General features: G+C 51.6%; 20 protein-coding genes and 1 riboswitch. Of the genes, 12 read left to right on the top strand and 8 right to left on the bottom strand.

What is annotated here, in order from left to right; all coding sequences use genetic code 11:
* Positions 1-51 precede the first annotated feature (51 nt).
* The 3 genes from ACFSB2_RS24895 (at position 52) to ACFSB2_RS24885 (ending at position 4,384) form a co-directional block, all read left to right on the top strand.
* On the top strand, positions 52-900 hold the full coding sequence (locus ACFSB2_RS24895) for an AraC family transcriptional regulator (protein WP_377945829.1): 849 nt from the start codon (positions 52-54) through the stop codon (positions 898-900).
* Between the two features lie 142 nt (positions 901-1,042).
* Positions 1,043-3,235, top strand: coding sequence for a family 78 glycoside hydrolase catalytic domain (locus ACFSB2_RS24890; protein ID WP_377945828.1), 2,193 nt, complete (start codon positions 1,043-1,045; stop codon positions 3,233-3,235).
* Positions 3,236-3,310: 75 nt separating this feature from the next.
* Positions 3,311-4,384: an NAD(P)H-dependent flavin oxidoreductase gene (locus ACFSB2_RS24885; RefSeq protein WP_377945827.1), complete on the top strand. Its 1,074-nt coding sequence runs from the start codon at positions 3,311-3,313 to the stop codon at positions 4,382-4,384.
* 92 nt (positions 4,385-4,476) lie between these two features.
* Here the strand turns inward: ACFSB2_RS24885 and metE are convergent, their stop codons facing one another.
* From metE to ACFSB2_RS24870, 3 genes are all read right to left on the bottom strand, one after another.
* On the bottom strand, positions 4,477-6,774 hold the full coding sequence (metE, locus tag ACFSB2_RS24880) for a 5-methyltetrahydropteroyltriglutamate--homocysteine S-methyltransferase (protein WP_377945826.1): 2,298 nt from the start codon (positions 6,772-6,774) through the stop codon (positions 4,477-4,479).
* 60 nt (positions 6,775-6,834) lie between these two features.
* Positions 6,835-7,872: a ribonucleotide-diphosphate reductase subunit beta gene (locus tag ACFSB2_RS24875; RefSeq protein WP_377945824.1), complete on the bottom strand. Its 1,038-nt coding sequence runs from the start codon at positions 7,870-7,872 to the stop codon at positions 6,835-6,837.
* Between the two features lie 64 nt (positions 7,873-7,936).
* A complete protein-coding gene (locus ACFSB2_RS24870) occupies positions 7,937-10,195 on the bottom strand; it encodes a ribonucleoside-diphosphate reductase subunit alpha (RefSeq protein WP_377946015.1) in 2,259 nt (752 codons plus the stop codon).
* A 192-nt stretch (positions 10,196-10,387) separates the two neighbouring features.
* Positions 10,388-10,587, bottom strand: a riboswitch (cobalamin riboswitch).
* Between the two features lie 272 nt (positions 10,588-10,859).
* Between ACFSB2_RS24870 and ACFSB2_RS24865 the strand changes: the two genes are divergently transcribed.
* The 8 genes from ACFSB2_RS24865 to ACFSB2_RS24830 all read left to right on the top strand — a co-directional run bounded on the left by ACFSB2_RS24865 (position 10,860) and on the right by ACFSB2_RS24830 (position 20,606).
* On the top strand, positions 10,860-12,440 hold the full coding sequence (locus ACFSB2_RS24865; RefSeq protein ID WP_377945823.1) for a spore germination protein: 1,581 nt from the start codon (positions 10,860-10,862) through the stop codon (positions 12,438-12,440).
* A complete protein-coding gene (locus ACFSB2_RS24860; protein ID WP_377945822.1) occupies positions 12,437-13,648 on the top strand; it encodes a Ger(x)C family spore germination protein in 1,212 nt (403 codons plus the stop codon). Before ACFSB2_RS24865 ends, ACFSB2_RS24860 begins: the two co-directional genes overlap by 4 nt.
* A 5-nt stretch (positions 13,649-13,653) precedes the next feature.
* Entirely contained in the window at positions 13,654-13,869 is a 216-nt protein-coding gene (locus ACFSB2_RS24855) for a hypothetical protein (protein WP_377945821.1), read from the top strand.
* 16 nt (positions 13,870-13,885) lie between these two features.
* On the top strand, positions 13,886-14,977 hold the full coding sequence (locus tag ACFSB2_RS24850; protein ID WP_377945820.1) for a GerAB/ArcD/ProY family transporter: 1,092 nt from the start codon (positions 13,886-13,888) through the stop codon (positions 14,975-14,977).
* A gap of 151 nt (positions 14,978-15,128) precedes the next feature.
* Positions 15,129-17,363: a heavy metal translocating P-type ATPase gene (locus tag ACFSB2_RS24845; protein WP_377945819.1), complete on the top strand. Its 2,235-nt coding sequence runs from the start codon at positions 15,129-15,131 to the stop codon at positions 17,361-17,363.
* A gap of 146 nt (positions 17,364-17,509) precedes the next feature.
* Positions 17,510-17,788, top strand: a complete 279-nt coding sequence (locus tag ACFSB2_RS24840) for a metal-sensitive transcriptional regulator (RefSeq protein WP_377945817.1) — start codon at positions 17,510-17,512, stop codon at positions 17,786-17,788.
* Positions 17,789-17,803: 15 nt separating this feature from the next.
* Positions 17,804-20,332 (top strand): heavy metal translocating P-type ATPase, encoded by a 2,529-nt coding sequence (locus ACFSB2_RS24835; protein WP_377945816.1) that lies wholly within the window; start codon positions 17,804-17,806, stop codon positions 20,330-20,332.
* A 67-nt stretch (positions 20,333-20,399) separates the two neighbouring features.
* Positions 20,400-20,606, top strand: a complete 207-nt coding sequence (locus ACFSB2_RS24830) for a copper ion binding protein (RefSeq protein WP_377945815.1) — start codon at positions 20,400-20,402, stop codon at positions 20,604-20,606.
* 77 nt (positions 20,607-20,683) lie between these two features.
* Here the strand turns inward: ACFSB2_RS24830 and ACFSB2_RS24825 are convergent, their stop codons facing one another.
* The 4 genes from ACFSB2_RS24825 to ACFSB2_RS24810 form a co-directional block, all read right to left on the bottom strand.
* Positions 20,684-21,718 carry a FecCD family ABC transporter permease gene (locus ACFSB2_RS24825; protein ID WP_377945813.1) on the bottom strand — a complete coding sequence of 345 codons (1,035 nt, stop codon included), beginning with the start codon at positions 21,716-21,718 and terminating at the stop codon, positions 20,684-20,686.
* Positions 21,715-22,728, bottom strand: coding sequence for a FecCD family ABC transporter permease (locus ACFSB2_RS24820; protein ID WP_377945812.1), 1,014 nt, complete (start codon positions 22,726-22,728; stop codon positions 21,715-21,717). Before ACFSB2_RS24820 ends, ACFSB2_RS24825 begins: the two co-directional genes overlap by 4 nt.
* Positions 22,729-22,758: 30 nt before the next feature.
* Entirely contained in the window at positions 22,759-23,751 is a 993-nt protein-coding gene (locus tag ACFSB2_RS24815; protein ID WP_377945811.1) for an ABC transporter substrate-binding protein, read from the bottom strand.
* 284 nt (positions 23,752-24,035) lie between these two features.
* The gene (locus ACFSB2_RS24810; RefSeq protein ID WP_377945810.1) at positions 24,036-24,683 is read right to left on the bottom strand and encodes a response regulator; all 648 of its coding nucleotides are present in this window, start codon (positions 24,681-24,683) and stop codon (positions 24,036-24,038) included.
* Between the two features lie 119 nt (positions 24,684-24,802).
* Here ACFSB2_RS24810 and ACFSB2_RS24805 point away from each other — a divergent pair, with 119 nt between their 5' ends.
* Positions 24,803-25,636: a sensor histidine kinase gene (locus ACFSB2_RS24805; protein WP_377945809.1), complete on the top strand. Its 834-nt coding sequence runs from the start codon at positions 24,803-24,805 to the stop codon at positions 25,634-25,636.
* 108 nt (positions 25,637-25,744) lie between these two features.
* Here ACFSB2_RS24805 and ACFSB2_RS24800 read toward each other — a convergent pair whose 3' ends face one another.
* On the bottom strand, positions 25,745-26,071 hold the full coding sequence (locus ACFSB2_RS24800; RefSeq protein WP_377945808.1) for a hypothetical protein: 327 nt from the start codon (positions 26,069-26,071) through the stop codon (positions 25,745-25,747).
* Positions 26,072-26,143 lie beyond the last annotated feature (72 nt).

Genomic DNA, 26,143 nt, shown 5'->3' with positions numbered 1-26,143 from the left:
TTGTCTTATTTATTGGTATTCTTGGTTTATGAGAATGCGGAGGTCTTCCAAATGAACCAAGGACACCTGACGAACTTCGATCACCATGTCGAATATTCACATACGCGCGGCGACATTCCCAAGATCGATTTTCACTTGCACGATAGGTGCGAGCTCTACTTTCTGCTTGCAGGAGACGTCCGCTATTTCGTGGAAAAAAACATCTACCCGTTGTCAGTTGGCGACTTCATCATGACCAACCCTGACGAAATCCATACACCTGCCTTTGCGTCTGCAGCGACGTACGAGCGCATCTTCATCCAATTGGACCCGCGCTATATTTCGCAATTCGACTCGGGGTCCTATCAGTTGTTACGCTGCTTTTACGACAGGAAAAAAGGAGAAAACAACAAAATACCGTTGACAAAAGTGGAGACTGCCGAGTTGGCGATGCTTTTCAAACGCTATGAACAGTTGGTGAAATCTCCGCCTCCAGCCGCAAATCAGTTAAAATTATGCTGTTTAATCGAAATTCTCGTCTTTATCAATCAACGTTTTGCAGACCATAAAAATCACAACTTGAGTTTTGAGGTCCATCAGAAACTATCGCCCGTACTCGACTATATCGATCATCATTTAAACGAAGATTTATCCTTGAACACGCTCGAAAAGGAGTTGTTTATCAACAAGTACTATCTGAGCAAATTGTTCAAAAAACATATCGGCAGCACACTTCACGAATACATCATTTACAAACGGCTGTCGATGGCCAAACGTTATCTGATTGAGGGATGCAGTGTGGCGGAGGCGCAAGAAAAATCCGGTTTCACGGACTACACGAGCTTTTTGAAAATGTTCAAACGAACCGTCGGCATCTTGCCAAAGGATTATGCGCAACACGGCGCTGCGCTCGGTGAGTAGTGCAGCGCTAGCGCACATTCGTCGCATGAAGAGAATCATCGCGTGCTGCCGTTGACACAACCGCTTACAAAATGGTTGAGCACGAACCACGTATGGACATGTAGACTGTTGTCAAACCGCTTAACCCGAGGAGGGTTCAAATATGGATAGAAGTTGGCAGGCGAAATGGATTATGGATCCGCAATTTTCCGACGTAAAACCGCTCGATTTATTTCACAAGGAAACTGAAAAAAGCGCACAACCGCAGCATCGAGCCGATTTGCAAAACCGTCATATGCTCCTGCGGAAAACTTTTGTACTCAGCGACACGTTTACATCTGCCTTCCTAGACATCTCCGCAGACGATTATTACAAACTGTATGTCAATGATCAGTTTGTTGGTCAAGGCCCGGCGCAAGGAAACTACTTTCACTATTTTTACAATCGCTATGATATATCCAAGTATCTGCAACCTGGGCAAAACGTGATTGCCGTACACGTCTATTACCAGGGATTTGTCTGTCGAGCGTTTAACAGCGCTGACCACCGCCAGGGCATGATTGCCGAGCTGTTCGTGGACAATGATCTCGTCCTGAAAACAGATGGCACGTGGAAATATCGAATTACAGAGGAGTATGGTCAAGGGGAATTGATTGGCTATCGAACGCAGGTGCTCGAACATGTGGATAACCGCTTAAAGGAACCTGCATGGCGACGAGTCGAGTTTGACGACAGCAGTTGGCAACCGGTTTGGGTACATCACGCGGATGATCACAAACTTGTCTGGCAGCCTACGCCAACGCTGTCCGTATATGAAATGAAACCAGAGCGCGTCGAACAGTTGCACGGCGCACAACATTATGTCATTGATTTCGGCCAGGAAATTACGGGGCAGTTCCACATGTTCGCCTCTGGCAACAGCGGCGATAAAATTGAAATTCGCTGTGGTGAAGAACTGAACCCAGATGGGGTGACGGTTCGCTACGAGATGCGCTGCAATTGCACCTATCAGGAATTCTGGACATTGTCTGGCCGCGAGGAGGATGAACTGGAGTTCTTCGATTATAAGGCCTTTCGCTACGTGGAGGTGATTGGCAAACCAGATGTAAAAATCGACGTTGAGCGCTTTTCTGCCATCGTCCGCCATTTTCCCTTCGACGAAGAAACCTGCACGTTTACATCCTCACACGCGCTGTTGAATCAAATCTGGACCATCTGTAAGAACGGCGTAAAATATGGCACCCAAGAAAACTACGTGGACTGTCCATCGCGCGAAAAAGGCCAATATCTCGGCGACAATACGGTCATCACGCACGCGCACGGCTATTTGACCGGAGATCTCCGCATGTTCAAAAAAGCGCTTTACGATTTTGCGCTGCTCTCTTCACGCGTTTGTCCCGGTTTTGTGGCCGTCGCCCCTGGCCACTTCATGCAGGAAATCGCAGACTTTTCCCTCCAATGGCCGATACAACTGTTGGAATACTACCGCCAAAGCGGTGATATCGAATTTTTGCGTGAAATGTATCCTTTGGCGCAAGCGCTCTTGCAGCATTTTAAACAGTACGAGCGCGCGGATGGCCTCTTATGTCAGGTCACCGACAAATGGAATGTGGTCGATTGGCCGGAAGGTATGCGGGATGACTATGACGTTGAACTCAGCATTCCGATAGGCGACACCTGTCATATCGTGATCAACGCCTTTTATTTTGGCTCACGCCTGGCAGTCCAGGAAATAGCGCGCCATTTGCATTTGCCTGTGGAAGATCTGTCAGACTTTCGTCGCGCCTTTCAGCGAACTTTTTTCAATCCGGCGACCCAGCTGTTTGTCGATGCAGAAGGTTCACAGCATACTTCCTTACATGCCGTCGCTCTGCCGCTCTTGTTCGACTTGTTTCCTCGCCAAGCGAAGTCCAACGCCGTCGATTTTATCGCCAAAAAGGGCCTGCAGTGCGGCGTTTATATGGCGTATTTTGTCCTGAAAGCGCTGGCTTCAGCTGGTGCGTATCAAGTGGTTTATGATCTCATCACTTCCGATGATACAAACGCGTGGAGCACCATGGTGAAAGAGGGCGCGACCACATGTTTTGAAGCTTGGTCCAAAGAACTGAAGTGGAACACGAGTCTCTGCCATCCCTGGGCCAGCGCGCCGATTCCCATTCTGATTGAAGAAATCATCGGGCTTAGACCTGCCGCGCCCGGTTGGCAAGCCGTTCAGTTCACGCCGCACATCCCCGCTGAACTGCGGGACATCTCCATCCAATTCCGGGTCAAAACCGGCGTCATCCGCTGTACGTTCACCGATGGACAACCTGCGCTCGAACTGCCGGATGGCGTGCAACTGGTACAGACGACATAGCCTTCTGACTTGTCCCCTGCTGTGCTAAGATCATCTGTGAAGAAGTCAAGCTTGGGGTCGTAGGAGGCACGCGGGATGTTGCGTACAAAACTGACCGAAATGCTGCAGATTCAGAATCCCATCATTCAGGCTGGGATGGCCGGAGGCATCACCACCCCGGAACTCGTCGCCGCCGTGTCCAATGCGGGTGGTCTTGGGACACTTGGGGCTGGCTACATGAGCGCCGAACAGATTCGCCTTGCCGTGACGCAAATCCGCAACTTGACGGATCAGCCCTTCGGCGTCAACTTGTTCATTCCCGAGCACTATCAGGTGGACAGGGATGAAATCGACCTAGCAAATCGCGCGTTGGACACGTTCCGCCAGCAATTGCACATTCCCCTGTCCCCCGACGTGACGAAGATGGCGGAACCGTTCAATGAACAACTGGCGGCAATCCTAGATCTCGACGTGCCCGTGTTCAGCTTCACATTTGGCATGCCGGATGCAGCCATCATCGCCAAATTGAAGCAACAAGACATCTGCATTATCGGAACGGCCACGACCGTACAGGAAGCCATTCTACTAGAGCAGGCTGGCGTCGATGCCGTCGTCGCCCAAAGCAGTGAAGCTGGCGGACATCGCGGCACTTTTGCCCACGATGCAGCATCTGCGCTGATTGGCGCTTTGGCTTTTATTCCACAGGTTGCAGACGCTGTGTCCATCCCGGTCATTGCTGCGGGCGGCGTCATGGACGGACGCGGACTCGCCGCCTGTTTGCTGCTCGGAGCAGATGCTGTGCAGATGGGAACTGCGTTTCTCACATGCCCGGAAAGCGGCGCGCACCCCGTTTACAAAAATGCGCTCGCTCACGCGACAGAAGAAATGACAACCATTACAAAAGTCTATTCCGGAAAAGCGGCGCGTGGACTGCAGACAACGTTCATACGTCAGTGGTCAGGTGACGAAAGCCTCCTGCCTTATCCGATACAAAACGCGCTCACGCGCGACATCCGGCAAGCCGCAGCCAAGCAGAACAACGCGGAATTCATGTCCATGTGGGCTGGGCAAGGGCTGCGACTTTTGCACGCCCAATCCGCCGCTGCCCTTGTTGAAGACGTCCTGCGAACAGCGGAGTCCTTGCTGAAAAAGAACGTTGCCACAGAATAAAGAGAAGATTGAGTAGCCCTTCCGCCATTCACCGCATATTGAAAAACGCCCTGGCAAAATACCAGGGCGCTGTGCGTTACAGTTCGGCAAAATCAGGCATTGAGTGGCTGACCGTAACGTGCGCGCGCGATGTTCGCCGCTTCGACCATCGCTTCAAGCGCTTTGACGGTCTCCTCCTCGTTCCGCGTCTTCAAGCCACAGTCAGGGTTGACCCACAATTGACTTGGGTCCAGTCTGTCAACCGTCTTTTCAAGCAGGAACACCATCTCATCGACAGTCGGCACACGTGGGCTGTGAATGTCGTACACACCCGGGCCGATGTCATTTTGATAAGAAAACTGCTGAAACGCGTCCAACAATTCCATATCCGATCTCGATGTTTCAATGGAAATCACGTCCGCGTCCATCGATTGGATGGCAGGCATGATGTCATTAAATTCCGCATAGCACATATGTGTGTGGATTTGCGTCTCATCTTGTACGCCGCTGGCTGCCAGCTTAAAGCAGTCCACTGCCCACTTTAAGTAGGCCTCCCATTCGCCGCGATGCAGCGGCAGTCCTTCCCGCAATGCAGGTTCGTCAATTTGAATGATGGGGATGCCTGCCGCTTCGAGATCGACCACTTCATCGCGGATCGCCAGCGCAATTTGCCGACACGTCGTTTCCCGCGGTTGATCATCCCGGACAAAGGACCACTGTAGAATGGTCACAGGGCCGGTGAGCATCCCTTTCATGGGACGCTTGCTCAACGACTGCGCATAGCTGGACCATGTGACCGTCATGCTTTCTGGTCGGGAGACATCGCCATAGATGATCGGCGGCTTGACGCAGCGCGTTCCGTAGCTTTGCACCCATCCGTTTTTGGTGAAGATGAATCCGTCCATTTGTTCACCAAAGTATTCGACCATATCCGTGCGCTCAAATTCCCCGTGCACGAGCACGTCTAAACCCAAGGATTCCTGCAGGCGGACACATTCCTCGGTTTTGCTGCGCAAAAACGCTTCATACTGCTCTTTTGTCTGCGCACCGCTGCGGAAATCGGCCCGCGCTTTGCGAACTTCCTTGGTTTGTGGGAACGATCCGATGGTCGTCGTCGGAAATGGCTTGAGTTGCAGACGAGCCTGTTGGACCGATTTGCGCGCCGCAAACGGCGAGGTGCGCGTATAAGCGTCTTCGGTCAATCCTGCCAATCGCTCGTTCACCAGCCGATTGTGAATGCGTGTAGAAGTGCGGCGGCGCTCAACCGCAGCACGGTTGTCATCCAGCGCAGTTTGCACGTTTTCCACGCCATCGTTCACTGCCGTTTTCAGAATCTCCATTTCCGCCAACTTCTGCTTTGCAAATGCAAGCCAGTCTTTCACTTCTGCATCCAACGCTTTTTCCGTATCCAAGTCCCAGGGCACATGTAACAGAGAGCAAGATGGGGACACAATGATTCTGTCGCTCGCCGCGCCCCATGCGGCAACACGTTGCAACAGTGCCAACGAGTAGTTGAGATCGTTTTTCCAAACATTGCGCCCATCAATGACGCCCAAGGATAAATACTTATCCTGTGGCCACTGCGGCAAAGAAAGCAGTTGTTCCACTTGCTCTGGTGCCCGCACCAAATCAAGGTGCAACGCAGAGACCGGCAGATTCAACGCCGCGGTAAGATGGTTGCCAAGGCCAGCAAAGTAGGTTGTCAGGCTGATGGAAAGCACAGTGTGGTTCACCAGGCGCGTATACACTTCCTGGTAAATCGCCAGTTCTTCTTCGGTTCTGTCCAGCGCCAGACAGGGTTCATCCAACTGCACCCACTTGGCGCCAGCCTCTGCCAACTGTTGCAGCAATGTCTCATATACCGGCAACAATTTTGGCAACAGATCTAGCGGATTAAAATCCGCGCCTTTGGTCTTGCCCAACAGCAGGAACGTGATGGGGCCAAGAATCACTGGCACCGTTTGAATCCCGAGGGCCTGTGCCTCGCGAAATTCGTCAAGCGGCTTGGTGGATGTCAGTTGAAACGCCTGATCTGATGTAAATTCGGGCACGATGTAGTGGTAGTTGGTGTCAAACCACTTCGTCATTTCCATGGCCGGCACTTGTCCGCCGCGCGCCATGGCAAAATACGTATCCAAGTCCACATCGCCGCCTGTCCAGCCAAACCGCGCTGGAATAGCGCCGACCATCACGGCTGTATCCAGCACGTGATCATACAGAGAAAAATCATTGGACGGAATGAGATCTACGCCGCTGTCACGCTGCAACAACCAACGCGTTTTGCGCAAGTCGGCTGTTTGGGCGAACAACGCCTCACGGGAAATGGACTTCCCCCAATAGGCTTCAATGGCCCGTTTCAATTCACGTCGCGCACCCATGCGCGGAAAACCAAGCGATGCTGATAATGCCAAACGAATCCCTGCTTTCTTTTCGTTGATCAAAGTCTTGGTGGAGCGGGATCGAACGCAATTTTAGAGTTCATCCCAGTTTAAATTGGAAGACTTCGTATAGCTGGTGACTCTTTGTTCAAAGAAGTCCGTCTTCATAGAGTTCATGGACGCGTATTGATCTACCCACGCCATCGGATTTGTCGTGATTTCGGGATATAACGGCGCCAAATCGAGTGAATTGAGGCGCACGTTCGCCAAATACTTGATATATGAATCGATCAGACCATCTGTCAGCCCGCTGATTTTCCCTGCTGTCACATACTGCCCCCACGCGACTTCATGCTCGACTGCTTGGCGCATCATGCCCCGCAGTTCCTCCGTCAATTCAGGTGTCAGAATGTGCGGGTTCTCTCGGTTGATTTCGCGAAAGATATGCCGAAAAATCGCCAAGTGCGTCAATTCGTCGCGTTGAATAAATTTAATTTCCGAAACGGTGCCCAGCATCTTGCCTTGGCGACCCAGTACGAAAAAGAAGCTGAACCCAGAGTAAAAATAGACACCTTCGAGAATGTAGTTGGCCATCACGGTCCGCAACAGGTTGCGATCACTCGGGTCTTCGATAAATTGTTCAAACAAGTCGGTGATAAACTGGTTGCGCGCCAACAGATGCGCATCGTTGCGCCATTCATTGTAAATGGCGTCCCTCGTCTCGGCGCTCACAACCGAATCGAGAATATAGCCGTACGACTGTGAGTGAACAGCCTCCTGAAACGCATGCACGGTCAAACACATATTGACTTCAGGCGCTGTGATGTACTCATTGATATTTGGCAAGTTATGCGTCAACAGGCTGTCCATAAAAATGAGAAATGAGAGCACTTTGTTGAAGCTTCTCCGCTCATCCTCCGTCAGACTCGCATATTGGCGGGCGTCATCGGCGAGCGCAATCTCTTCCGGAATCCAGAAATTGTTCATCATCGCGCGGTACAATCGGTAAGCCCAGTCGTATTTGATATTGTTCAACTCAATGAGGTTGGTGCTGTTGCCGCCGATGATGCGGCGCTTGCCCCAATCCCGGTCGCCTGCTTCATTAAATAGCTTCGTTCTCTGCAATTGCATGTCTGTGCCTCCATACTGCGTTTCGTGAATATGTTGCTGATGATGTTTTGCAAAATCTCCGTCATCAAGACGAACAAGCGATACAATCTTCCAACTCAACCGATTTGTTGCGCACATAGTACAGTGTCTTCAGCCCGCTCTGCCAAGCGAGCACGTACAAATTGAGAAAATCTTTCGCATGGATCTCCGGTGTGATGTACAAGTTGAACGACTGTGACTGATCCACGTGCCGTTGACGCACAGCGCATGCGCGGATGCTCCACGTTTGATCAATCGTATGGGCTTCCTTGTAATACCAGAAGTTGGACGGATTCAGCTGTGGCGCCGTCTGCGGGACCACACCATTCTTCTTCTCTTCCAGAAAGAATCGCGAGAACACTGGATCGATCCCAGCCGTGCTGCCAGCAATCAAGCTTGTACTGCTGGTTGGCGCCACGGCAAACAGATACGCATTGCGAATCCCATGTGTCATGACCTCCCGGCGCAATTCGTCCCAATCCGGTCCGCCAACGCGAGATTTGTAGCCACGCAATTCGAAATAATTGCCCGTCTGCCAATCCGACCCCGCAAACAGCTTGTAAGACCCTTTTTCCTTGGCCAATTGCACAGACGCCTTGATGGCAAAGTAGTTGATCCACTCAAACAGCTCATCCACGTGCGCAAGATGCTCGTCAGACTCCCACTGGATGCCTCGATTGGCCAAGTATTGATGATAGCCGCTGATGCCAAGTCCGATGGCCCGGTACCGCTGATTGGTCAACTGCGCTTGGCGAACTGGATAATAGTTGAGATCGATCACGTTATCCATCGCGCGGATTTGCCGCCCGACCGTCTGCTCAATGGCTGCCAGGCTGTCGCATCGGCCAAGATTTAAAGACGACAAATTACAGACGACAAAATCACCGGCTTCGTGACGAGTGGTAATGGTGCCATCGGCCACGGTCTCATCAATAAGCTTCATCGGCTTCATGTTCTGCATGATTTCCGTGCACAGATTGCTACAATAAATCATGCCTTCGTGCTTGTTTGGATTGAGGCGATTCGCTGTGTCGCGGAAGAACACAAACGGTGTTCCCGTCTCAAAGGCGGATTGCATGATGCGCTTCATGATGTCGATGGCCGGGATCTCCACCTTATCCAATGTAGGATGCTCGATACACGCTTGATAACGGCGCTCAAATTCCTCTCCCCAAGCGTCTTCAAGCGAAAAACCCATCACTTTTTTGACTTCGTAAGGGCAGAACAGGTACCATGTTTGCCGATTTCCGACGCGTCGCATAAACTCGTCGGGTACACAAACGCCAGGAAAAATATCGTGCGCCTTCATCCGCTCATCGCCACTGTTGGTCCGCAACTGCAGAAAATCAAGGATATCTTTGTGCCAAATATCGAGATAAATCGCCGCTGCACCGCTGCGAACGCCGAGCTGATTACAACTGATGGCTGTATCGTTGTAGTTTCTGACCCAGGGGATGACGCCGCCGCTGGCGCCTTGGTGATTGCGAATGGCCGCGCCGCGGGCACGGATTTTGCCGACATAAATCCCCATGCCGCCCCCGAATTTTGAAACGCGCGCAAAGGCGTTGTTCGTTTCATAGATGCTCAACAAATCGTCTTCAGGCATGTCGATAAAACATGAACTCAATTGATGGTGCGGTTTGCGCGCGTTGCTCAATGTCGGTGTGGCCACCGTCACCTCCAGTTTGGACAACATGTCGTAAAACCGCTTGGCCCACGTCAGCTTGTCCTGTTCTTTCATCGCCAAATGCATGGCGACACCCATGAACAGCTCCTGCGGCAATTCCATGATTTCGCCATCCATGCCTCGAATCACATAGCGATCCATGAGCTGTTTCAGTCCCACATAGTTAAACAAGAGATCTCGATCCGGCTGGATATACTGTGCCAACTGATCAATTTCACGCTGTGTGTAATTTTCCCTGATATACGCGCCGTAGCGACCGATTTTCTCCAGATGTTCAATCAAGTCATAAAATCGACCATAGCCATACGCCGATTCGCCGCGATTGACAGCCGCTTTTTTGTAACAATCAAAGAGGAATAAACGGGCAGCGACAAACTGCCAATTGCCTTGTTCAATGGATGTTTTTTCCACCGCAACCTGTATGAGCGTTTGCATCAATTCCTTTGTCGTCATGCCATCCCGAATTTGGGGGTAAAACGCAGCTTCCAAGTCCGGAAAATGACAGTCCTCCACCCCCTCACACGCTCGCTTCATGACATCTCGCAACTTGGAGTCAGCAAACTTCTCCATTTCACCATTGCGTTTTTTCACTGTGAAGTTGCTGTGGGAAGCGCTCATTTCAGGCTCAAGCACCGTTGTCATCGTATTTTGGTTCAAATCAAGTCCCTCCTACTGGAACGTAAAAACACCCTATTCCTCCACAGAGGAATAGGGTGTCATGTAAATGACCATGCGACATAGAGAGACCACGCCGAATACACACATCGAATCGAGTTCTCCATCGCCCCTTCCCAATCCCTCGTGGGAGTGATGCATTTGCGAAACCTGGCAGGTCTCCGGACTTGGACTCATCTGCAGCAAGCAACCTTCCCCAGCTTCAAAAGCTGAGTGGTTGGGGTTAACCCCCTAACGCATACTGCATCGTACCTTACCGTGGCGAGGACCGCTCCAGACTTACACTGGATTCCCTTTTCACCCACAAGCGTGAGCACCAGATTCGCATATGTAATTGCAGACATCATAACACTACATATAGTGTTTTTCAATATAAAAATCAGATTAACTTCTCATATTTAGTGTACATAGCGCTGTACATGAGACGCCACACGCCAGCATGACGAATATATCTTTCGCTCCCATCTGGCGAATCGCAGAACCGCAAAGCATCAACTTAAGTGCGCACGGATAGCAAACAGCTGATCCGAAAGTCAAATCAGATTCATATTTTTTGGATAAAAAGCCATATTACTCAATGTATGACACATATCATTCGAGGGGCCTCATGAAATCGAATCAATCAAAATTCAGTTTTAGACAACGCAAAAAAATGGGTGAAACAAAACATGCCACACAACATGCATCCCAGCCAGAGCCGACTGTGACAAAGCAAATATGCGTCCACGTCGCTGATTGTCGCCACCAGCTAGAACAAGACTGGTTTCATTGCGACGATTTGATGATGAAAGAGATACGGAATGAAGCCAACGGATTTCTCGTCGTGTGGCTTTGCGGCCTCATTGACGACGAATTGATGCAAAACGGCATTTTGACATCACTTACCCTGATGCTCGATACGGAGCACAAGCACTTCGAACACATTGAAAATCACTTGTCCGTAGGATCCCTACATCGCATCAACCAGTTTGATATAGTAAATGAAAGTTTGGCAAATGGCAAGGTTGTCATCTTCGTTGAAGGCAGTGAAGTAGCGCTTGCCGCAGACGTCAGCAAATTTCCCGGCATGAGCGTAGAAGTCTCACAGAACGAACCCAGTATTCAGGGACCACAAGAAGCTTTTACACAAAACCAAGACATGAATATCGCTCAAGTGAGAAAAATCATCCGCTCCCACCGCCTCAAGGTGTTGCTGCGTCATGCTGGCCGTTTGTCCAATACGCCTGTGGCGCTCATCTATGTGGAAGGTGTATTAAAGCAAACTCATTTGCAAGAGGCAGAAGAGCGCCTCAGTCGCTTGGACATCGATATGATTTCCGATGTCAACACGCTGCAAGAAGTGCTGCGGGACGGACCTTACAGCGCGTTTCCAACCATGGAGTCCACTGAACGCCCGGACAGGGTGGCCGCAGCAGTCGCTCAAGGACGCCTCGGTATTATGGTGGACGGTACCTCATACTGTATTTTGGTTCCATCCCTATTTGTCAATTTTTTATCTTCAGCTGAAGATTATTACGGAAACTATATGATCAGCTTGCCAATTCGCCTGTTGCGTCATATGGCTTTTTGGGCCGCCATGCTGCTGCCAGCCATCTATCTGTCCCTTTTGTCGTACAACCAGGATCTGATTCCAACCCCACTGCTGATCAATCTCGAATCTCAACATGAAGGAATCCCATTTCCAACAGTGATCGAGACAATGGGCATGCAATTCGCATTTGAAGCGTTGCGGGAAGCAGGCATACGACTGCCAAAGGCAGTTGGCCAGTCCGTGAGTATCGTCGGCGCATTGGTGATTGGAGAAGCGGCAGTGACTGCCGGCATGGTCTCGCCAGGGATTGTCATTGTCATCGCCTCCAGCGGCGTTGCTTCATTCGTCATCCCCTCATATTCCATGGTAAGCACAGCGCGCATCTTGCAGTTTGCCTTTACGCTCGCAGCAGCCATTTTCGGCTTGTATGGATTGGTCCTCGGCATGATCCTGTTGCTTTTGCACCTCGTGTCACTTCGCTCATGGGGTGTTCCCTACATGTCGCCGATTGCGCCATTTGACTATAAAGGCATGCAAGACACCTTCTTCCGCTCGCCGTGGTGGCACATGTCAACGAGACCTGCCGCTTTTGAACCCATCAATAAAACGCGCAGCCGTATGACGCGCCCTAAACCCAGAAGGGGCAATCAAACATGAGCAGCCGGCGGAAGGTTTGGAAATGCTGCGCCATCTTTTTTGCGACCCTCACTTGTACAGGCTGTTTTGATCAAGTCGAAGTCGACAATCTCAACACAGTCGTTGGTCTGGGCATTGACCAACTTGACAACAAAAATGTCGAAGTGACCGTTGAAATCGTCAACTCGACGTCCCAATCCGCCTCCCCGGATGACAAAAAGAAATCTGGCGGCAAAACAGAAAGTCAAACTTTCGTGTACTCATCGAAAGCCAAAAGCATCCCGGAAGCGTTGGACAAATATTTGAGTAAGCTTTCCAAAGTGCTATATCTCCCGCACAACAGCATTGTCGTGTTCGGACAAACATACGCGCAACACGGGATTGATGACGCGTTTGATTATCTGGAACGATCCCGCTATTACCGCAGGAATCAATTGTGGGTGGTGACCCACACGAGCGCGCGACAACTGCTGGAATCAAACGCCCAGACGCAGCCTATCAACGCGCTGGCTATGCGGAATCTGGTTGAGCAAATGGCGAAAAGTTCTAAGTTATATGAGACAGATCAATTACGGGTCATGCGGCAATATCTCTCTGTCTCAAATTCCCCCGTCGTGTCTTGCGTCGACATTGACGAGACCGGGAATCCTTATCTCGCCGGATTGGGTGTGTTCAGACACGCGAAGTTGGCCGCTGTGCTCCCCATGGACGAATCACAGTCTCTGACATGGCTCCTTTGCAACAGCAAGCAGATGGTGTTGACGATTCCAACCGCCAAGCGCGATGAAGTCAAAAACACGGCGAGTATTCGCATTCTGCGGATGAATCGACGCGTTCATTGCCGGATCGAACACGGAGAACCTGTTTTTGAAGTTGCCATTCAGGGCAAAGCTGAGATAGAACATCTGCCGGAACAAACGCAATTGACGCCGCAGTTCATGAAACTATTGCAGTCAAATGTGGATAAAAAGATTGTTGCCGACATGAAAAATACCGTGGATCATTTGCAAAAAATAGACTGCGATGCAACACAATTTGGCAATGTTCTGTTTCGGACAAATCCCAACGTCTGGAGAAACCTTGCAGACAATTGGCAAGAGACATTTCCTCATCTGAAAGTTTCGTACACAGCGGATATAGACCTGCTAGGAAACGGATTGACATCTACCCCGCCTGTGTCGACATATTCGCCAAAAGGGATTTCACCAGGACTACAAAATAAGGAGTAGTTTGGATGGTTGTGATCACGGCGATTGGCTGTTTAGCCATCTCAGTACAATGGTGGTCCATGTCACGCGCCTCGGGCAAGGAACGAATGTTGCACTTTGGCCTCTTGGCATGTTCAGCAGCATTGGTCATGCTCATGACGTGGGATAAAAACATCATGTTGTTACAGCCTTTGCGCTATTTGTTTGAAGGAATGACTGGCTGGTTCTATCAGATACTCTGAAGGGGTTGCAATCTTGATGTTTAAATTATCTAAATTCCAAATCATATGTTTAATGTTATGGGTGGTGATGGGCACCGGCATTCTGACGGTACCGTTTACCATTGCTCAATTTACGATACGCGACGGATGGATCAGCTGCTTGTTGTTCTTTTTTGGCATTCTCCTATGCAGCGGTACATGTTTCTTCTTTATTAAGATGTTTCCCAACAGAAATCTAACCGAAGCGATAATCGATGCTTTTGGCCCTATCTTCGGCACCTGTGTTGGCGTGTGGTTGGCCGCTTGGTTTTTTGTCACAACCTCGGCCATTGTGCGCGAGTTCGTAGATTTTACGCACGCGAATCTCTTGCCCAAAAGTCCGCCATCTCTCCTCGGCGCTGTCATGCTGATGATTGTGGGCATCGCCGTCTATCTGGGGATAGAGGTCGTCGGACGGCTGAGTGAAATTATCACTCTCCTCGCCATCATCACGGCCATCATTATCATCCCATTGACCATTAAAAACATCGATTTTCGCTTACTTCAGCCGACGTTGATCGATGGGTTCTCACCGGTTTTCCGAGGGGCCTTCATGCCGGTTTTTGGGTTTGCAGTCGAGATCCTGGTCGTTTTGCAGATTGCGCCGTATGTGACAAAAGCGCCAACTTTGTGGAGAAACGTGTTGTTCTTAGGCGGGATTGTCACGCTGCTGCTCACTATGAATCAAATCATCATCGTTGGCACATTGGGAAATTCGACGAATTATCTCGTGTATCCCGTATTGGAAGTGGTTCGCAGCATCAAAATCGGGCATTTTATCGAGCGGCTGGATACCCTCTATGTCCTTGGTATCATCACGACCTTGTTTCTAAAAATGGCGTTTTTTCATTACTGTTTCATCTCTATCATCAAATGTACAGCGAAGGCAACCGCCGCACGCTTCTTCATCTGGCCCGCCACGCTGTTGATTCTCGTGGGATCCATATATCTGTTTAAAACCAGTTCCGACTTGGCCGATTACATGATCTATGTGGCGCCGTGTTACTTTATGTTTACCCTTGTTTTCATTCCTCTGGGCGCGTCGCTCTGCCAACTGATAAAGGTGCGCATCTTTTCTGTTCAGAGATAGTCGGCGCACTAGGAGGCTGGTGCAAAAGCCTTCTATAAAAAATTCGATAATGACAATACATTTTTTCGCATAGTCGTCGACCGTTGGCTAATAAACTATGAATAGTACAGCCGGTACATAAAAATGCGCAGGCTGCCCGGAGGTCGATGGCATGGAAAGGCAAAGCGTAATGTTGCAAGTGACGGGCATGCACTGCGCGGCGTGCGCCACACGCATCGAGAGAGTGGTGCAAAAAGACGTCGGCGTACTAGACGTAAACGTCAATTTGGCGCTGGAACGCGCAACCGTCGTCTATCGGACAGACATCACGCAAGTGCCTGATATCATCGCCCGCGTACAGAAACTAGGCTATGGCGCAACCATTTTGGAAAGCGGCCAGCGTTCGTTGAACAAAGCAGACGACGCGCGTAGACAAATAGAAATGTTTCTATTTGCACTCATCCTCTCCGCCCCATTTGTCTGGACCATGCTCCATATGGCAGGTCTTCCTTATATCCCACAAGCATTGCTCAACCCATGGGTGCAATTGGCCCTGGCCAGCCAAATCCAATTCATTGCTGGATGGACGTTTTATAGAGGTGCGTTCCTTGCGCTGCGAAACATGGACGCAAACATGGACGTCCTCGTCTGTCTGGGAACATCCGCCGCTTACGCCTACAGCCTGTGGATGGTTCTCAGTGGCGGGCACAACGAGTATTTCGAAACCAGTGCGCTGATCATCACACTCGTGCGCTTAGGCAAATTGATGGAAGCGCGCACGAAAATCCGCACGGCTGATACCCTGCAACGGATGATGGCGCTCCAAGCAAGAATGGCCCATCAATGGACGCCAAACGGAGAACAGGATATCCCTGCTGATCAGCTTCAGCGTGGCGATTTCATCATCGTCAAACCTGGTGAACGCATCCCTGCAGACGGGTTCATCGTTGATGGCGAATCAAATGTGGACGAATCCCTGTTGACGGGCGAATTTTTACCCATTGCGAAGGAGGCAGGAGACCTGGTATACGCTGCGAGCATCAATCAGTACGGGGCACTTCGCGTACGAGTCGAGAAAATCGCTGGTGATTCGACATTCGGGCAAATTATCCGGCTGATGGAAGAAGCGCAAGGCGCAAAAGCGCCTATCCAACGTATGACAGACACGATTTGCCGCCTCTTCGTCCCAAGCGTCGTCTTCATCGCGCTCTTCACCTTTTGTTTTTGGCTCTTCTTCACGAGTTCGGCGGATCACCACCTGTTTTCGACGGCCATGACCAACGCAACCGCGGTCTTGCTGATTGCCTGTCCGTGTCCGTTGGGCCTTGCCACGCCCACTGCGATTGTGGTTGGCACCGGCAGAGGCGCAGAAATGGGTGTGTTTTTCAAAAGCGGAGAACACCTGGAGAGCCTGCATCAAGCAAGCGTCGTCCTACTCGACAAAACAGGCACCATCACCATAGGGCAACCGGTGGTCACAGATGTCTTGTTGTTGAAACACAAATACGTGCGGACAAAAAGCGATCTTCTGCGCTTTGCTGGAAGTGCTGAACTGCCTTCCGAACATCCGCTAGCCAACATGCTTGTCACCTTCGCCCGCACACATGCATCACTGTGCGAACCTGCACATTTTTCCGCCTTTGGCGGCCGTGGTATACGCGCCGTGATCGAAGGCCATGTGGTACTGGTCGGCAATGCCGAACTGATGCGCGAACACAACATTCAGCAACAGATGCCTTGGCAAAAACAAGATTGGGAAACAACTGGGAAAACAGTGATCATCATCGCCGTCGATGGCGTCATCGCGGGTCTCATCGCCATTTCAGACACCGTTCACCCCAGTTCGGCGCAAGCCATCGCCAAGCTCAAGCGGATGGGCTTAGAGGTGATGATGGTCACTGGCGACAATGCGCAAACTGCGCGCGCCATGGCCGCCGATGTCGGGATTCAACACTTTTATGCGGAACTTTCGCCGGAGGACAAAGTGTGCATCGTCAGACATTTACAAAGACAAGGGCGGAAAGTGGCCATGGTCGGTGACGGGATCAATGACGCGCCCGCGCTGGCATCAGCCGACATCGGCATTGCCCTTGGCACTGGGGCGGATGTATCCGTGGCCGCTGCTGACATCACGCTGATTAGCGGGGATTTGCAGGGGGTTGTACACGCCATTGAACTGTCCAAAGCGACCATGAGGAACATTCGGCGCAGTTTGGGCTGGGCGCTCGGCTACAATGCCATCGGCATTCCGATTGCCGCTTGTGGCGGATTGAATCCGCTTGTGGCGGGCGCGGCCATGGCCTTCAGCTCCATCGCGGTCATATTGAATGCTTTACAGCTAAAACGCGTCCATTTTAGCGACTTTAACGCTGTAAATAAACCGATCCCTATGCACCCGCATCCCTGATGCCTCAAAGCTAGCCCCTTCGAGCTATTGATGAAGACATGGCGCTGGTATACCCTCTATTTGATGACATGCGTTGATCTTGTATAGATTTACACCTGTCCGATACCCTACAAAGGCACGGTTCTTGACAAATGAGGTGACTTGATTTGACCCATTCCTATGCGGCACAAAAAACGGACTTGCTCGCACGCTTACGCCGAATTGAGGGACAAGTTCGCGGTGTGCAAAAGATGTTGGAAGAGAACCGCTATTGTGTCGACGTGCTGACCCAACTGGCGGCCATCGAAAAAGCGACGCACATGGTGGCCTGGTCCGTATTGGACGCGCACACACGCGGTTGTGTGGCTTCAGCGATACAAGACAAGCAGGCCGGGAGCGAAAAAATGGATGAACTGATGGAAATCATTCGCCGATTTACAAAATGATAAGGAGCAGTCTGGATGAGCGCAGCAAAGGTTCTGACTTTACCTGTTGAAGGAATGACTTGCGCGGCTTGTGCAGCGCGTATCGAGAAAGTCGTCTCCAAACTGGATGGCATCCAGGACATCAATGTCAATCTCGCATCGGAAAAAGCACAGGTCGTTTTCGATCCCGCGCTCAGTTGGAAAAATGTCGTCGAACGAATTCAAAAAACGGGCTACCACGTCCCGACATACACGCTGGAACTGACCGTGCACGGACTGACCAACAAGCAGCGCGTTGACCAGCTACAGGCGATATTCGCCAAAATGGACGGCGTCGAATCGTGCTCTGTCGATGTGAATGCGGCAAAAGCGTACATAACCTATATTCCTGGCGTCGTCAATCAGACCGTTATCTTGCGCAGCATGCAAGAGGCCGGCTATGAGACCTTCGGCGCCTCAAAAGCTGATATTTTGAGCCAACAGAAAAAACGGCGGCGAGCCTATAAGCGAGATTTGCTGATCTTCTGGGCATCAGCCATTGTGTCCCTCCCTTTTCTCGTCGAGATGGTGGTGATGGCCGTCATGGGCATCATGAGCGCCATCATGATGCTTGGCATGGCGGCAAATATGAACATGGACGCAAGCAGCGCTTCCACTGCCACGGCAACGAGCACACCTTTGATGTTGTGGATGTCCAGCCATCAGCGCCTCATCCCCTCTGGGGTGGCTTTGCTGCTCGCCACACCGATTCAATTTGTGACCGGTTGGCGCTTTTATCGCGGCGCATACCACGCGTTGCGCAATCGCACAGCAACCATGGACGTGTTGATCGCGCTCGGGACGACCGTTGCCTACGTCACTGGCGTGATCCTCACCTTTCGCGGTGACGACAACAACACTTACTGTGGTAGCGCGGCGACCATTCTCACGCTTGTCTTCATGGGTAAAATGATTGAAGCCAGAGCGAAGCAAAAATCAGGCGCCGCCATCGAATCGCTGGCCAAAATGGGCGCACAAGTCGCGCACGTCCTGCGTGATGGCGTGGAAGTCGATGTCGCAGTTGAAGAACTCGACATCGGCGATGTCATCCAAGTGCGATCCGGCGAAAAAATCCCAACCGACGGCCAAGTAGTCGCTGGCTCATCGATGATCGACGAATCTTTTCTCACTGGCGAGTCGCAGCCCGTAGCAAAAAACATTGGTGATGTCGTGTACGGCGCGACGGTGAATCAAATGGGGATGCTCACCATCCAAGTGACCAAATCGAGCGAAGAGACGGTGCTGGCGCAGATCATTCGTTTGGTCGATGAAGCGCAGGGATCGAAAGCGTCTGTTCAACGTCTGGCGGATCACATTGCACTCATTCTCGTTCCGACCGTGCTCGTCATCGCACTGGAAGCCTTTTTCTTGTGGGGATTTTGGGGAACCTGGTCCCGCGCGCTTGGGGCGGCCATTTCTGCGCTCGTCGTCGCTTGCCCTTGCTCGCTTGGCCTGGCAACCCCCACCGCCATCATGGTCGCGAGCGGCCTCGGCGCTGAACATGGGATTCTCGTCAAGGGCGGAGAATATCTCGAAGTCGCCCACAAGGTGAAAACCATCATCTTTGACAAGACTGGAACCGTGACCGAAGGAAAACCCATGGTCACCGATGTCATTCCAAACGTCCCACAGCGCGAAGTGCTGTTGTTGAAACATGCGGCATCACTGGAAACCTACAGTGAACATCCATTGGGTCGATCCATCGCTGACTATGCGACAACACAGCATATCAGCCTGCTGCCTGCTGCGGATATTCACACCATCAGTGGACAGGGAATGACCGGTATCGTGCATGGCTGCCCTGTCATCGTAGGGAGTGCGGCGCTGCTTCATGCGCACGGCATCAACGACATTGACACAGCGCTGGCCGCAAAACTGGAGTCGCAGGCCAAAACAGTTGTGCATGTCGCATCGAGCGGCGTCTACCTCGGCGCCATCGCACTGGCGGACAAAGTAAAACCAGATGCGCGGGAAACCATTCAAAGACTAAAAGACATGGACATTGACGTCTGGCTCATCACGGGAGACAACGAACGCACAGCAGCGGCTGTCGCCGCGCAAATTGGCATTGATCAAGTGATGGCTGGCGTCATGCCGATGGATAAAGCAAAGAAAGTGGCTGAGTTGAATAAAAGCGGCCAAATTGTCGCCATGGTCGGCGACGGCATCAACGATGCCCCGGCGCTGGCCGCCGCCCACGTAGGGATTGCCATGGGCACTGGCGCGGACATCGCCATTGATGCGGCAGACATCGCCATCATGCATTCGCGCATGACAGGCGTCACCGACGCCATCTATCTCTCCAAGCGGACAATGCGCACCATCCGCATCAATCTGTTCTGGGCCTTCATCTACAACGCCATCGCAATTCCGGTGGCGGCGCTCGGCGCCTTTAATCCGATGATGGCAGGCGCGGCCATGGCCTTCAGTTCCGCTTCCGTCGTGTCGAACAGTCTGTTGCTGAAACGCGTGAAACTTGGCAAATTGCCCAACCGCGAACAGCAAGCCGAGGTATCATTGCAGTAGGTATCATTGCAGTAACGGAAAGCTATGCGCATATGTATGCGACCAAAACATTTGAGGAGGAAAAACAATGCAGGAAGTCACCATTGCGATTCAAGGGATGTCTTGTGAAGCATGTGTCAAAGCGGTGACCAACACACTTTTGGTGGTTGAAGGTGTTGAAGCCGTGGATGTTCGGCTGAAAGACAATGAAGCGACCGTGAAATACGACGAAAATACAGCCACTATCGAAGCGCTCAAGGCAGCCATCGAAGAGGCCGGGTACGACGTCGGTTGACACACAGACAAAGTCCGCTCCAGCTGTGCCGAAGCTGGCGCGGACTTTGTTGTCACTGCACACATTCACTGTGTGACCTAGCGCTGTTCACGTCGTGATCGAACGATGAGATAGAGGAAAAAGGGTGCGCCAAACAACGATGTCACGGCGCCGACTGGAAGTGCGCTGGCGATGTTGCCGAAGATCTGACCGGCAATTTGTGTGACAAAATCGGCGGACAATAACAGGCAGGCAGATACGAGCATGCTCATTGGGAAAACGCGAAATGCATCATGTCCAACCAGACGCCTTGCGATATGCGGTCCAATCAGCCCGACAAAACTGATGGCCCCGACCACGGATACAGCGCCGGCCGTCAACAGTGCCGCAACCAAAAACAAGCACAGCCTGGCGTGCTGCAAGCGAACCCCCAAGCTGACGGCAACGTCCGCCCCCAACTGCAGCACATTGGCGAGGCGACAGCAACATATGCCGAGCGGGATGGCGACGAGCGCCCATGGCCAGAGGGTCAACCAATCGGACCACACCTTCGCGTTCAGCGAGCCGACAATCCACAGCATGACCGTTGGCATTTGGTTGTTGTGTTGAATCAGAAACAACGACGAAGCCGAGGAAAGCACAGCCGAGACAATGACACCTTTCAATACCAGAACGAACGGCTCATCCTTCAGTTGACGAGTGAGCGCGTACATCACCAACATCGAACCAACGCCCCCCAGGAATGCGACCAACGGCAAAAACAGCGGCATGGCTTCCGCGTTGGGCATGTACACCAGCCATAGCACAATGCCGAAAATGCTGCCAGCGGAAACGCCCGTTAAACTCGGCTCAGCAAGTGGATTGCGCGTCAGCGCCTGCATCAGTGCGCCCGCCAGTCCCAACATGCCACCAGCAACAGGCGCGATCAAACTGCGCGGCAGCCGCAAATTCCAGATGATCCAGCGCTGATATGGCTCCACTGGACGATTTGCGATGGCTCGAATGACCTGCCAAGGGGAGACGTAGACGGAACCCAGTCCGACATGCAAAACGAACATGCAGAGCAGTACAATCGACCAAATCGTGATGAAAAAACACATTCTCCCGTTGCGCGCTTTCAACGTCCGCATCATGGGTGATCCCCCCGCAAGCGCCGCCCGAGGAAAATCAATAAGAGCGGCCCGCCCAGCAAAGTGGTCCACACGCCCACCGGAATCTCAATTGGAGAAAACAGGGTCCGTGCCAGCAGATCGGCCCCCGTCAGCAGTATCGCGCCAAGTAGCGCGGACACTGGCAACACGCGCGAGGCATCCTGTGTTTGCAGCAGGCGTCGGGTGAGGTGTGGGGCCAAAAGGGAGATGTAGCCAATTGGCCCACATGTGGCGACGACAGGCGCCACGAGGGCAATCGCGCAAATAAAGACGACAAGGCGCAATGCCGCGACCTTCAGCCCCAGTCCCGCGGCGACATCATCGCCTAATTGCATGACATTTAATCGCTTCACAAAGAGGTAGGAGAGCAACAGCGCTGTGATCCAAGGTAAAACCAGCAACACTTGTGTCCATGTACGGTTCTCCAGTCCCCCCACAAAGTAATCGTAAAAAAGGCTGATGGTGTCTTGCTGACCCAAACTGATGATGGTGGTGATGACCGCGTTAAACAGGGACGAGACCGCCACGCCGATGAGAATGACCCGGACGGGCGAGCGACTGCCCCAACTCGCCCCCACGACCATGCCACCGCCCAGCACGCCGCCAAACAGGGCGAGCCATGGCTGCCAGATATACGGAATGGGCAATTGAAAGATGATGATGGCTGCCATGACGGCAGCAGCGCCAGAGGATACACCGAGCATCTCTGGGCCAGCCAAGGCGTTTCGCATGACATCCTGCAACAACACACCTGCGGTAGCCAACAACCCGCCCGCGAGCGCGCCCAGCACAAATCGCGGCAAGCGCGACTGCCACACGAGCACATGTGCGACATGCGTATCCGTGTTCGCCAACACGCGCCACAGCCGCTCCGGTGAGAGGGGGGGCGTCCCTGCCATCATGCTGACAAGGCCGATGCAAAATAAGCATAGCCCGCATAGAACCACAAGCGTGATCGTCATGTTCTTGGGATATCTGATGCGCTGATTCATAGAAACTCCTCTCAACCTGTCAGGCGCGCCTTATTTGGTTTCATGCAGACTCGGATACATTTTTTGCATGGCCTGGTCAAGGATCTTTTCCAAACCAAGACCGCCTCTGTCGGAGTGCCAGACTTCTGGATTCACCTCGTAAACATGATGGTCTTTGACCGCTTTTAATTGCGCCCATAGCGGGTTTGAAGCCAGTTGCGACGATAAGGTCGGCGCTTTGGGATTGTCCAATTTGGCTATGGACTCGACAAAAATGACATCTGGATTCACCTGTAGGATTTTGTCCAAAGATAGATTCATGCCCTGCGCGCCTTTGCCACCCCAGGGGTATTTGCTGATGGCGGCGAGCACGGAAGCGGACGGATCATCCACAGTCGGCACCTCAAAGTCAGTCGGTGAATCCCCCCAGATGATCAAAGAGGTTTCATTTTTCGGAGACGCTTTGACAGACGTATGTAAATCCTGCATAAATGCTTTGACATCTCGTTCGGCTGTCGCCTTGTGTCCTGTCAACACGCCTAAATTCACAAAATCCTGCATTGACTGCTTGTATCCGCCACTGCGTGAGATCAGATACATCGGCGCTACCCCTTTCAGCGCTGGTTTGATCTCTGCGTGTGGATATGCGTCGCCAATGACCAAATCCGGATGATCAGCAAGAATGTCCTCGACATTCGGCTGCTCCCACGAACCGCCAATCTGCTTCAACTTGCTCGCATATGACCCGAATACCATTTTGACAAATAATTGATCCCCATTGTCATAGGCTATATCCTTCTCACCGAGATCTTTCAACATCTCAATGGCAGAAGGATCCAAACAGACGAAGCTGGTCGCTGGTTTTTGCAGTGTGACCTTTGCCCCAGTTCCATCGGTGACTGTGATGGCATGCGCATCTGCGCTCGCAGCCTTCACGGTATGATTGGAGGAATCTTTTGCATCTGTCGTTCCACAGCCTGTGAGCGCCACTGCCAAACACGCGAAAAACACGCCTGTGATCACACGTCTGTTTGTCATTTGCATACTGAACAATCCTCTCTGTGCACAATCTATTCTGCAAACAAAGTCGGCACCTTTGCGTGCGCCATCCACGCTGCCACGATTGGCTCCCATTCTCATGGTCTGATGGCGCTCGCGATCTACCGTAGGCAACTGCCTAGACATATGAACGATTGTACGAACGAAGAGCGGAATTGTCGTTGACCCGTTCGGGCCATATTGTGATGAGGATTTGGAGAAGTTGTGAACCTTTTTGCGGCGACAGTGGAGACAATAAAGCGCGTGACGTGGGCGTGATGTTGTCTTGCCTACGCATCCCCCACGTGATCACGCGCATAAATCGCCAATTGCACACGGTTTTTGATATGCAATTTGGCCATGATGTTCTTGAGATGATTTTTGACCGTATTCTCTGAAATATACAACGCTTCTGCAATAACTTTATTTGTTTGTCCCTTGCTCACATATTGGAGGATCTCTCGCTCGCGTGACGTCAGTTTATCGGATATGGCAAACGCTTCTTTATCCGAACTTGTCTTAAACTCGGCTAAAATCTTCTCGGCAATCGGTTGTGTGACAGCGACTTCCCCCGCCAAAACACCATGCAAGTAAGCGACCCAATCGGCAGGCTGCAGACTTTTCACCAAGTATCCCTGAGCGCCGTTGCGGATGGCTTCAAACAGATCTGCGGCATCGTCCGAAACACTCAAAATGACGACCATCATATACGGCAATTCCCGCTTGATGACACGCGTCGCCTCAAATCCGTTCATCTCTGGCATGTTGATGTCCATCAGAACGAGATCCGGCATAAGCTGCACCGCCTTTTCCACTGCCTCTCGTCCATTTGTCGCTTCTGCCACCACATGAAAGCGTGGGTCAGCATCCAAGAGAATGCTGATGGCCTTCCGAGCGCTCTCGCTGTCGTCCGCCACGAGAATATCATATGTTTTCATGATGGACCCTCCCAAAACAGTAAACGCAATTGCTTTTTCCACTTTTATTTACGATAGTATAATAGTTTTGGTCTGCGCGCATGCGCCACATCATTACTTTTTTGGAGGTTCCAGTTCACATGGTTCCATCACGGATAAAAGTTTCTCTATTTTTGATTCCGGCGATTGTCATTGGCCTGTTTGAGACACTCCGGCACACCTTGCTCGAAAACATCCTGCCCACAGAATTGGGAAACTGGGTGACAGCATGTATTGATGCAGGTGTCATCGCGCTGGTCGCACGAAAATTGTTCCTGGCCTACGCCAAGAAAGAACAAGAACTCAGCCAAGAAAAAGCGTCACGGGCAGTCCTGGAAGAGCGAGAACGCCTGGCTCGCGTGCTTCATGACCAAATTGCCCAATCCATTTTCTATGCAGGCGTACAAGTCACCGCAGCAAAAACCATGTGCCTCGATCACGCTGACAAAACCTTGGCGCACAATCTGAACGATGTTTTACTTTCCTTGCGCGAAATTGATGAAAATGTGCGGCAAGCCATTTTTAATTTAAAACACAATACGATGGAAGGCGCAAATCTAGAGGATAGAATACGCACGTTTTTGGAGAAGACATTATCCGGAAATGATATTGCATGGGACTTTCAAGTTGCTCGTTCTGTCGGCCAACTGAGCCCAGCAGAACAGGTTCAATTGTTTGGGATTCTTCAAGAGAGCATCACGAATGTCGTCAAACACGCAAGAGCGACACAGGTAACCGTGACATTCAGCGCAGATGAGGAAAATTCAGGTCACTGGTCTTTTATGATTCAAGATAACGGCATTGGGTTCAACACCGACGCTGTTCGAGACGGAAGGTATGGACTTGACATCATCGCGAGCAGGGCCAGGGATATCGCGGCGACATTGACCATTCAGTCGCGACATGGCGATACGCGATTGCATATCAGACGATGAACACAAACGAGGCGTTCCTAGAAGTCACGATTTCCAATCCAGCCACGCCTCACAATATGGATGCCGAAGTCTCTCCTATACATTGACGCAACCAAGTTCACCTCATCATCAGATGGGCGTGATGCTTTCAGCCACCCAAATCCCCTTTGCCCCCCTTTTTTCGGGTTGGTAAAGCTGTACGAGAAACGTGCAGGGACCGTGTTTCACGCGGACGACCGCATTGGGCAAACCGGAATCTGTATCAATATACCGCTCAACCAAAGTGTATGCATCGTTGGGGCTCAAACCGAAATATGTGCTGCCAACAATTTGCGCTGTGCGCACTGGACTCAAACGCCATAGATTTTGCCCCCTGTCCACCATGAATTGTATTTTGCTGTAATCCTCTCCAGACACTTCAACATGACCTACTTGTACCTCTGGACAATCCGCCATACACTCGCCCCCCGAATCGAATTTGACCCTTCACAAATACACAGATGACGGACTCATTGGCACGACAACTGC

Origin of the sequence: Alicyclobacillus fodiniaquatilis (assembly GCF_042678105.1) — a bacterium.
In the GTDB taxonomy this organism is placed as follows: domain Bacteria; phylum Bacillota; class Bacilli; order Alicyclobacillales; family Alicyclobacillaceae; genus Alicyclobacillus; species Alicyclobacillus fodiniaquatilis.
The sequence above is the reverse complement of the archived record's forward strand: the minus strand, read 5'-3'. Positions and strand labels throughout refer to the sequence as shown.

Excerpts from the sequence above, each read along its gene's own strand:
- ACFSB2_RS24890 (WP_377945828.1), top strand. The coding sequence starts at position 1,043 with ATGGATAGAAGTTGGCAGGCGAAATGGATTATGGATCCGCAATTTTCC.
- ACFSB2_RS24865 (WP_377945823.1), top strand. The coding sequence starts at position 10,860 with ATGAAATCGAATCAATCAAAATTCAGTTTTAGACAACGCAAAAAAATG.
- ACFSB2_RS24885 (WP_377945827.1), top strand. The coding sequence starts at position 3,311 with ATGTTGCGTACAAAACTGACCGAAATGCTGCAGATTCAGAATCCCATC.
- ACFSB2_RS24810 (WP_377945810.1), bottom strand. The coding sequence starts at position 24,683 with ATGAAAACATATGATATTCTCGTGGCGGACGACAGCGAGAGCGCTCGG.
- ACFSB2_RS24820 (WP_377945812.1), bottom strand. The coding sequence starts at position 22,728 with ATGAATCAGCGCATCAGATATCCCAAGAACATGACGATCACGCTTGTG.
- ACFSB2_RS24845 (WP_377945819.1), top strand. The coding sequence starts at position 15,129 with ATGGAAAGGCAAAGCGTAATGTTGCAAGTGACGGGCATGCACTGCGCG.
- ACFSB2_RS24815 (WP_377945811.1), bottom strand. The coding sequence starts at position 23,751 with ATGCAAATGACAAACAGACGTGTGATCACAGGCGTGTTTTTCGCGTGT.
- ACFSB2_RS24850 (WP_377945820.1), top strand. The coding sequence starts at position 13,886 with ATGTTTAAATTATCTAAATTCCAAATCATATGTTTAATGTTATGGGTG.
- ACFSB2_RS24860 (WP_377945822.1), top strand. The coding sequence starts at position 12,437 with ATGAGCAGCCGGCGGAAGGTTTGGAAATGCTGCGCCATCTTTTTTGCG.
- ACFSB2_RS24855 (WP_377945821.1), top strand. The coding sequence starts at position 13,654 with ATGGTTGTGATCACGGCGATTGGCTGTTTAGCCATCTCAGTACAATGG.
- ACFSB2_RS24805 (WP_377945809.1), top strand. The coding sequence starts at position 24,803 with ATGGTTCCATCACGGATAAAAGTTTCTCTATTTTTGATTCCGGCGATT.
- ACFSB2_RS24800 (WP_377945808.1), bottom strand. The coding sequence starts at position 26,071 with ATGGCGGATTGTCCAGAGGTACAAGTAGGTCATGTTGAAGTGTCTGGA.
- ACFSB2_RS24875 (WP_377945824.1), bottom strand. The coding sequence starts at position 7,872 with ATGCAATTGCAGAGAACGAAGCTATTTAATGAAGCAGGCGACCGGGAT.
- ACFSB2_RS24825 (WP_377945813.1), bottom strand. The coding sequence starts at position 21,718 with ATGATGCGGACGTTGAAAGCGCGCAACGGGAGAATGTGTTTTTTCATC.
- ACFSB2_RS24835 (WP_377945816.1), top strand. The coding sequence starts at position 17,804 with ATGAGCGCAGCAAAGGTTCTGACTTTACCTGTTGAAGGAATGACTTGC.
- ACFSB2_RS24895 (WP_377945829.1), top strand. The coding sequence starts at position 52 with ATGAACCAAGGACACCTGACGAACTTCGATCACCATGTCGAATATTCA.
- ACFSB2_RS24830 (WP_377945815.1), top strand. The coding sequence starts at position 20,400 with ATGCAGGAAGTCACCATTGCGATTCAAGGGATGTCTTGTGAAGCATGT.
- ACFSB2_RS24870 (WP_377946015.1), bottom strand. The coding sequence starts at position 10,195 with ATGAGCGCTTCCCACAGCAACTTCACAGTGAAAAAACGCAATGGTGAA.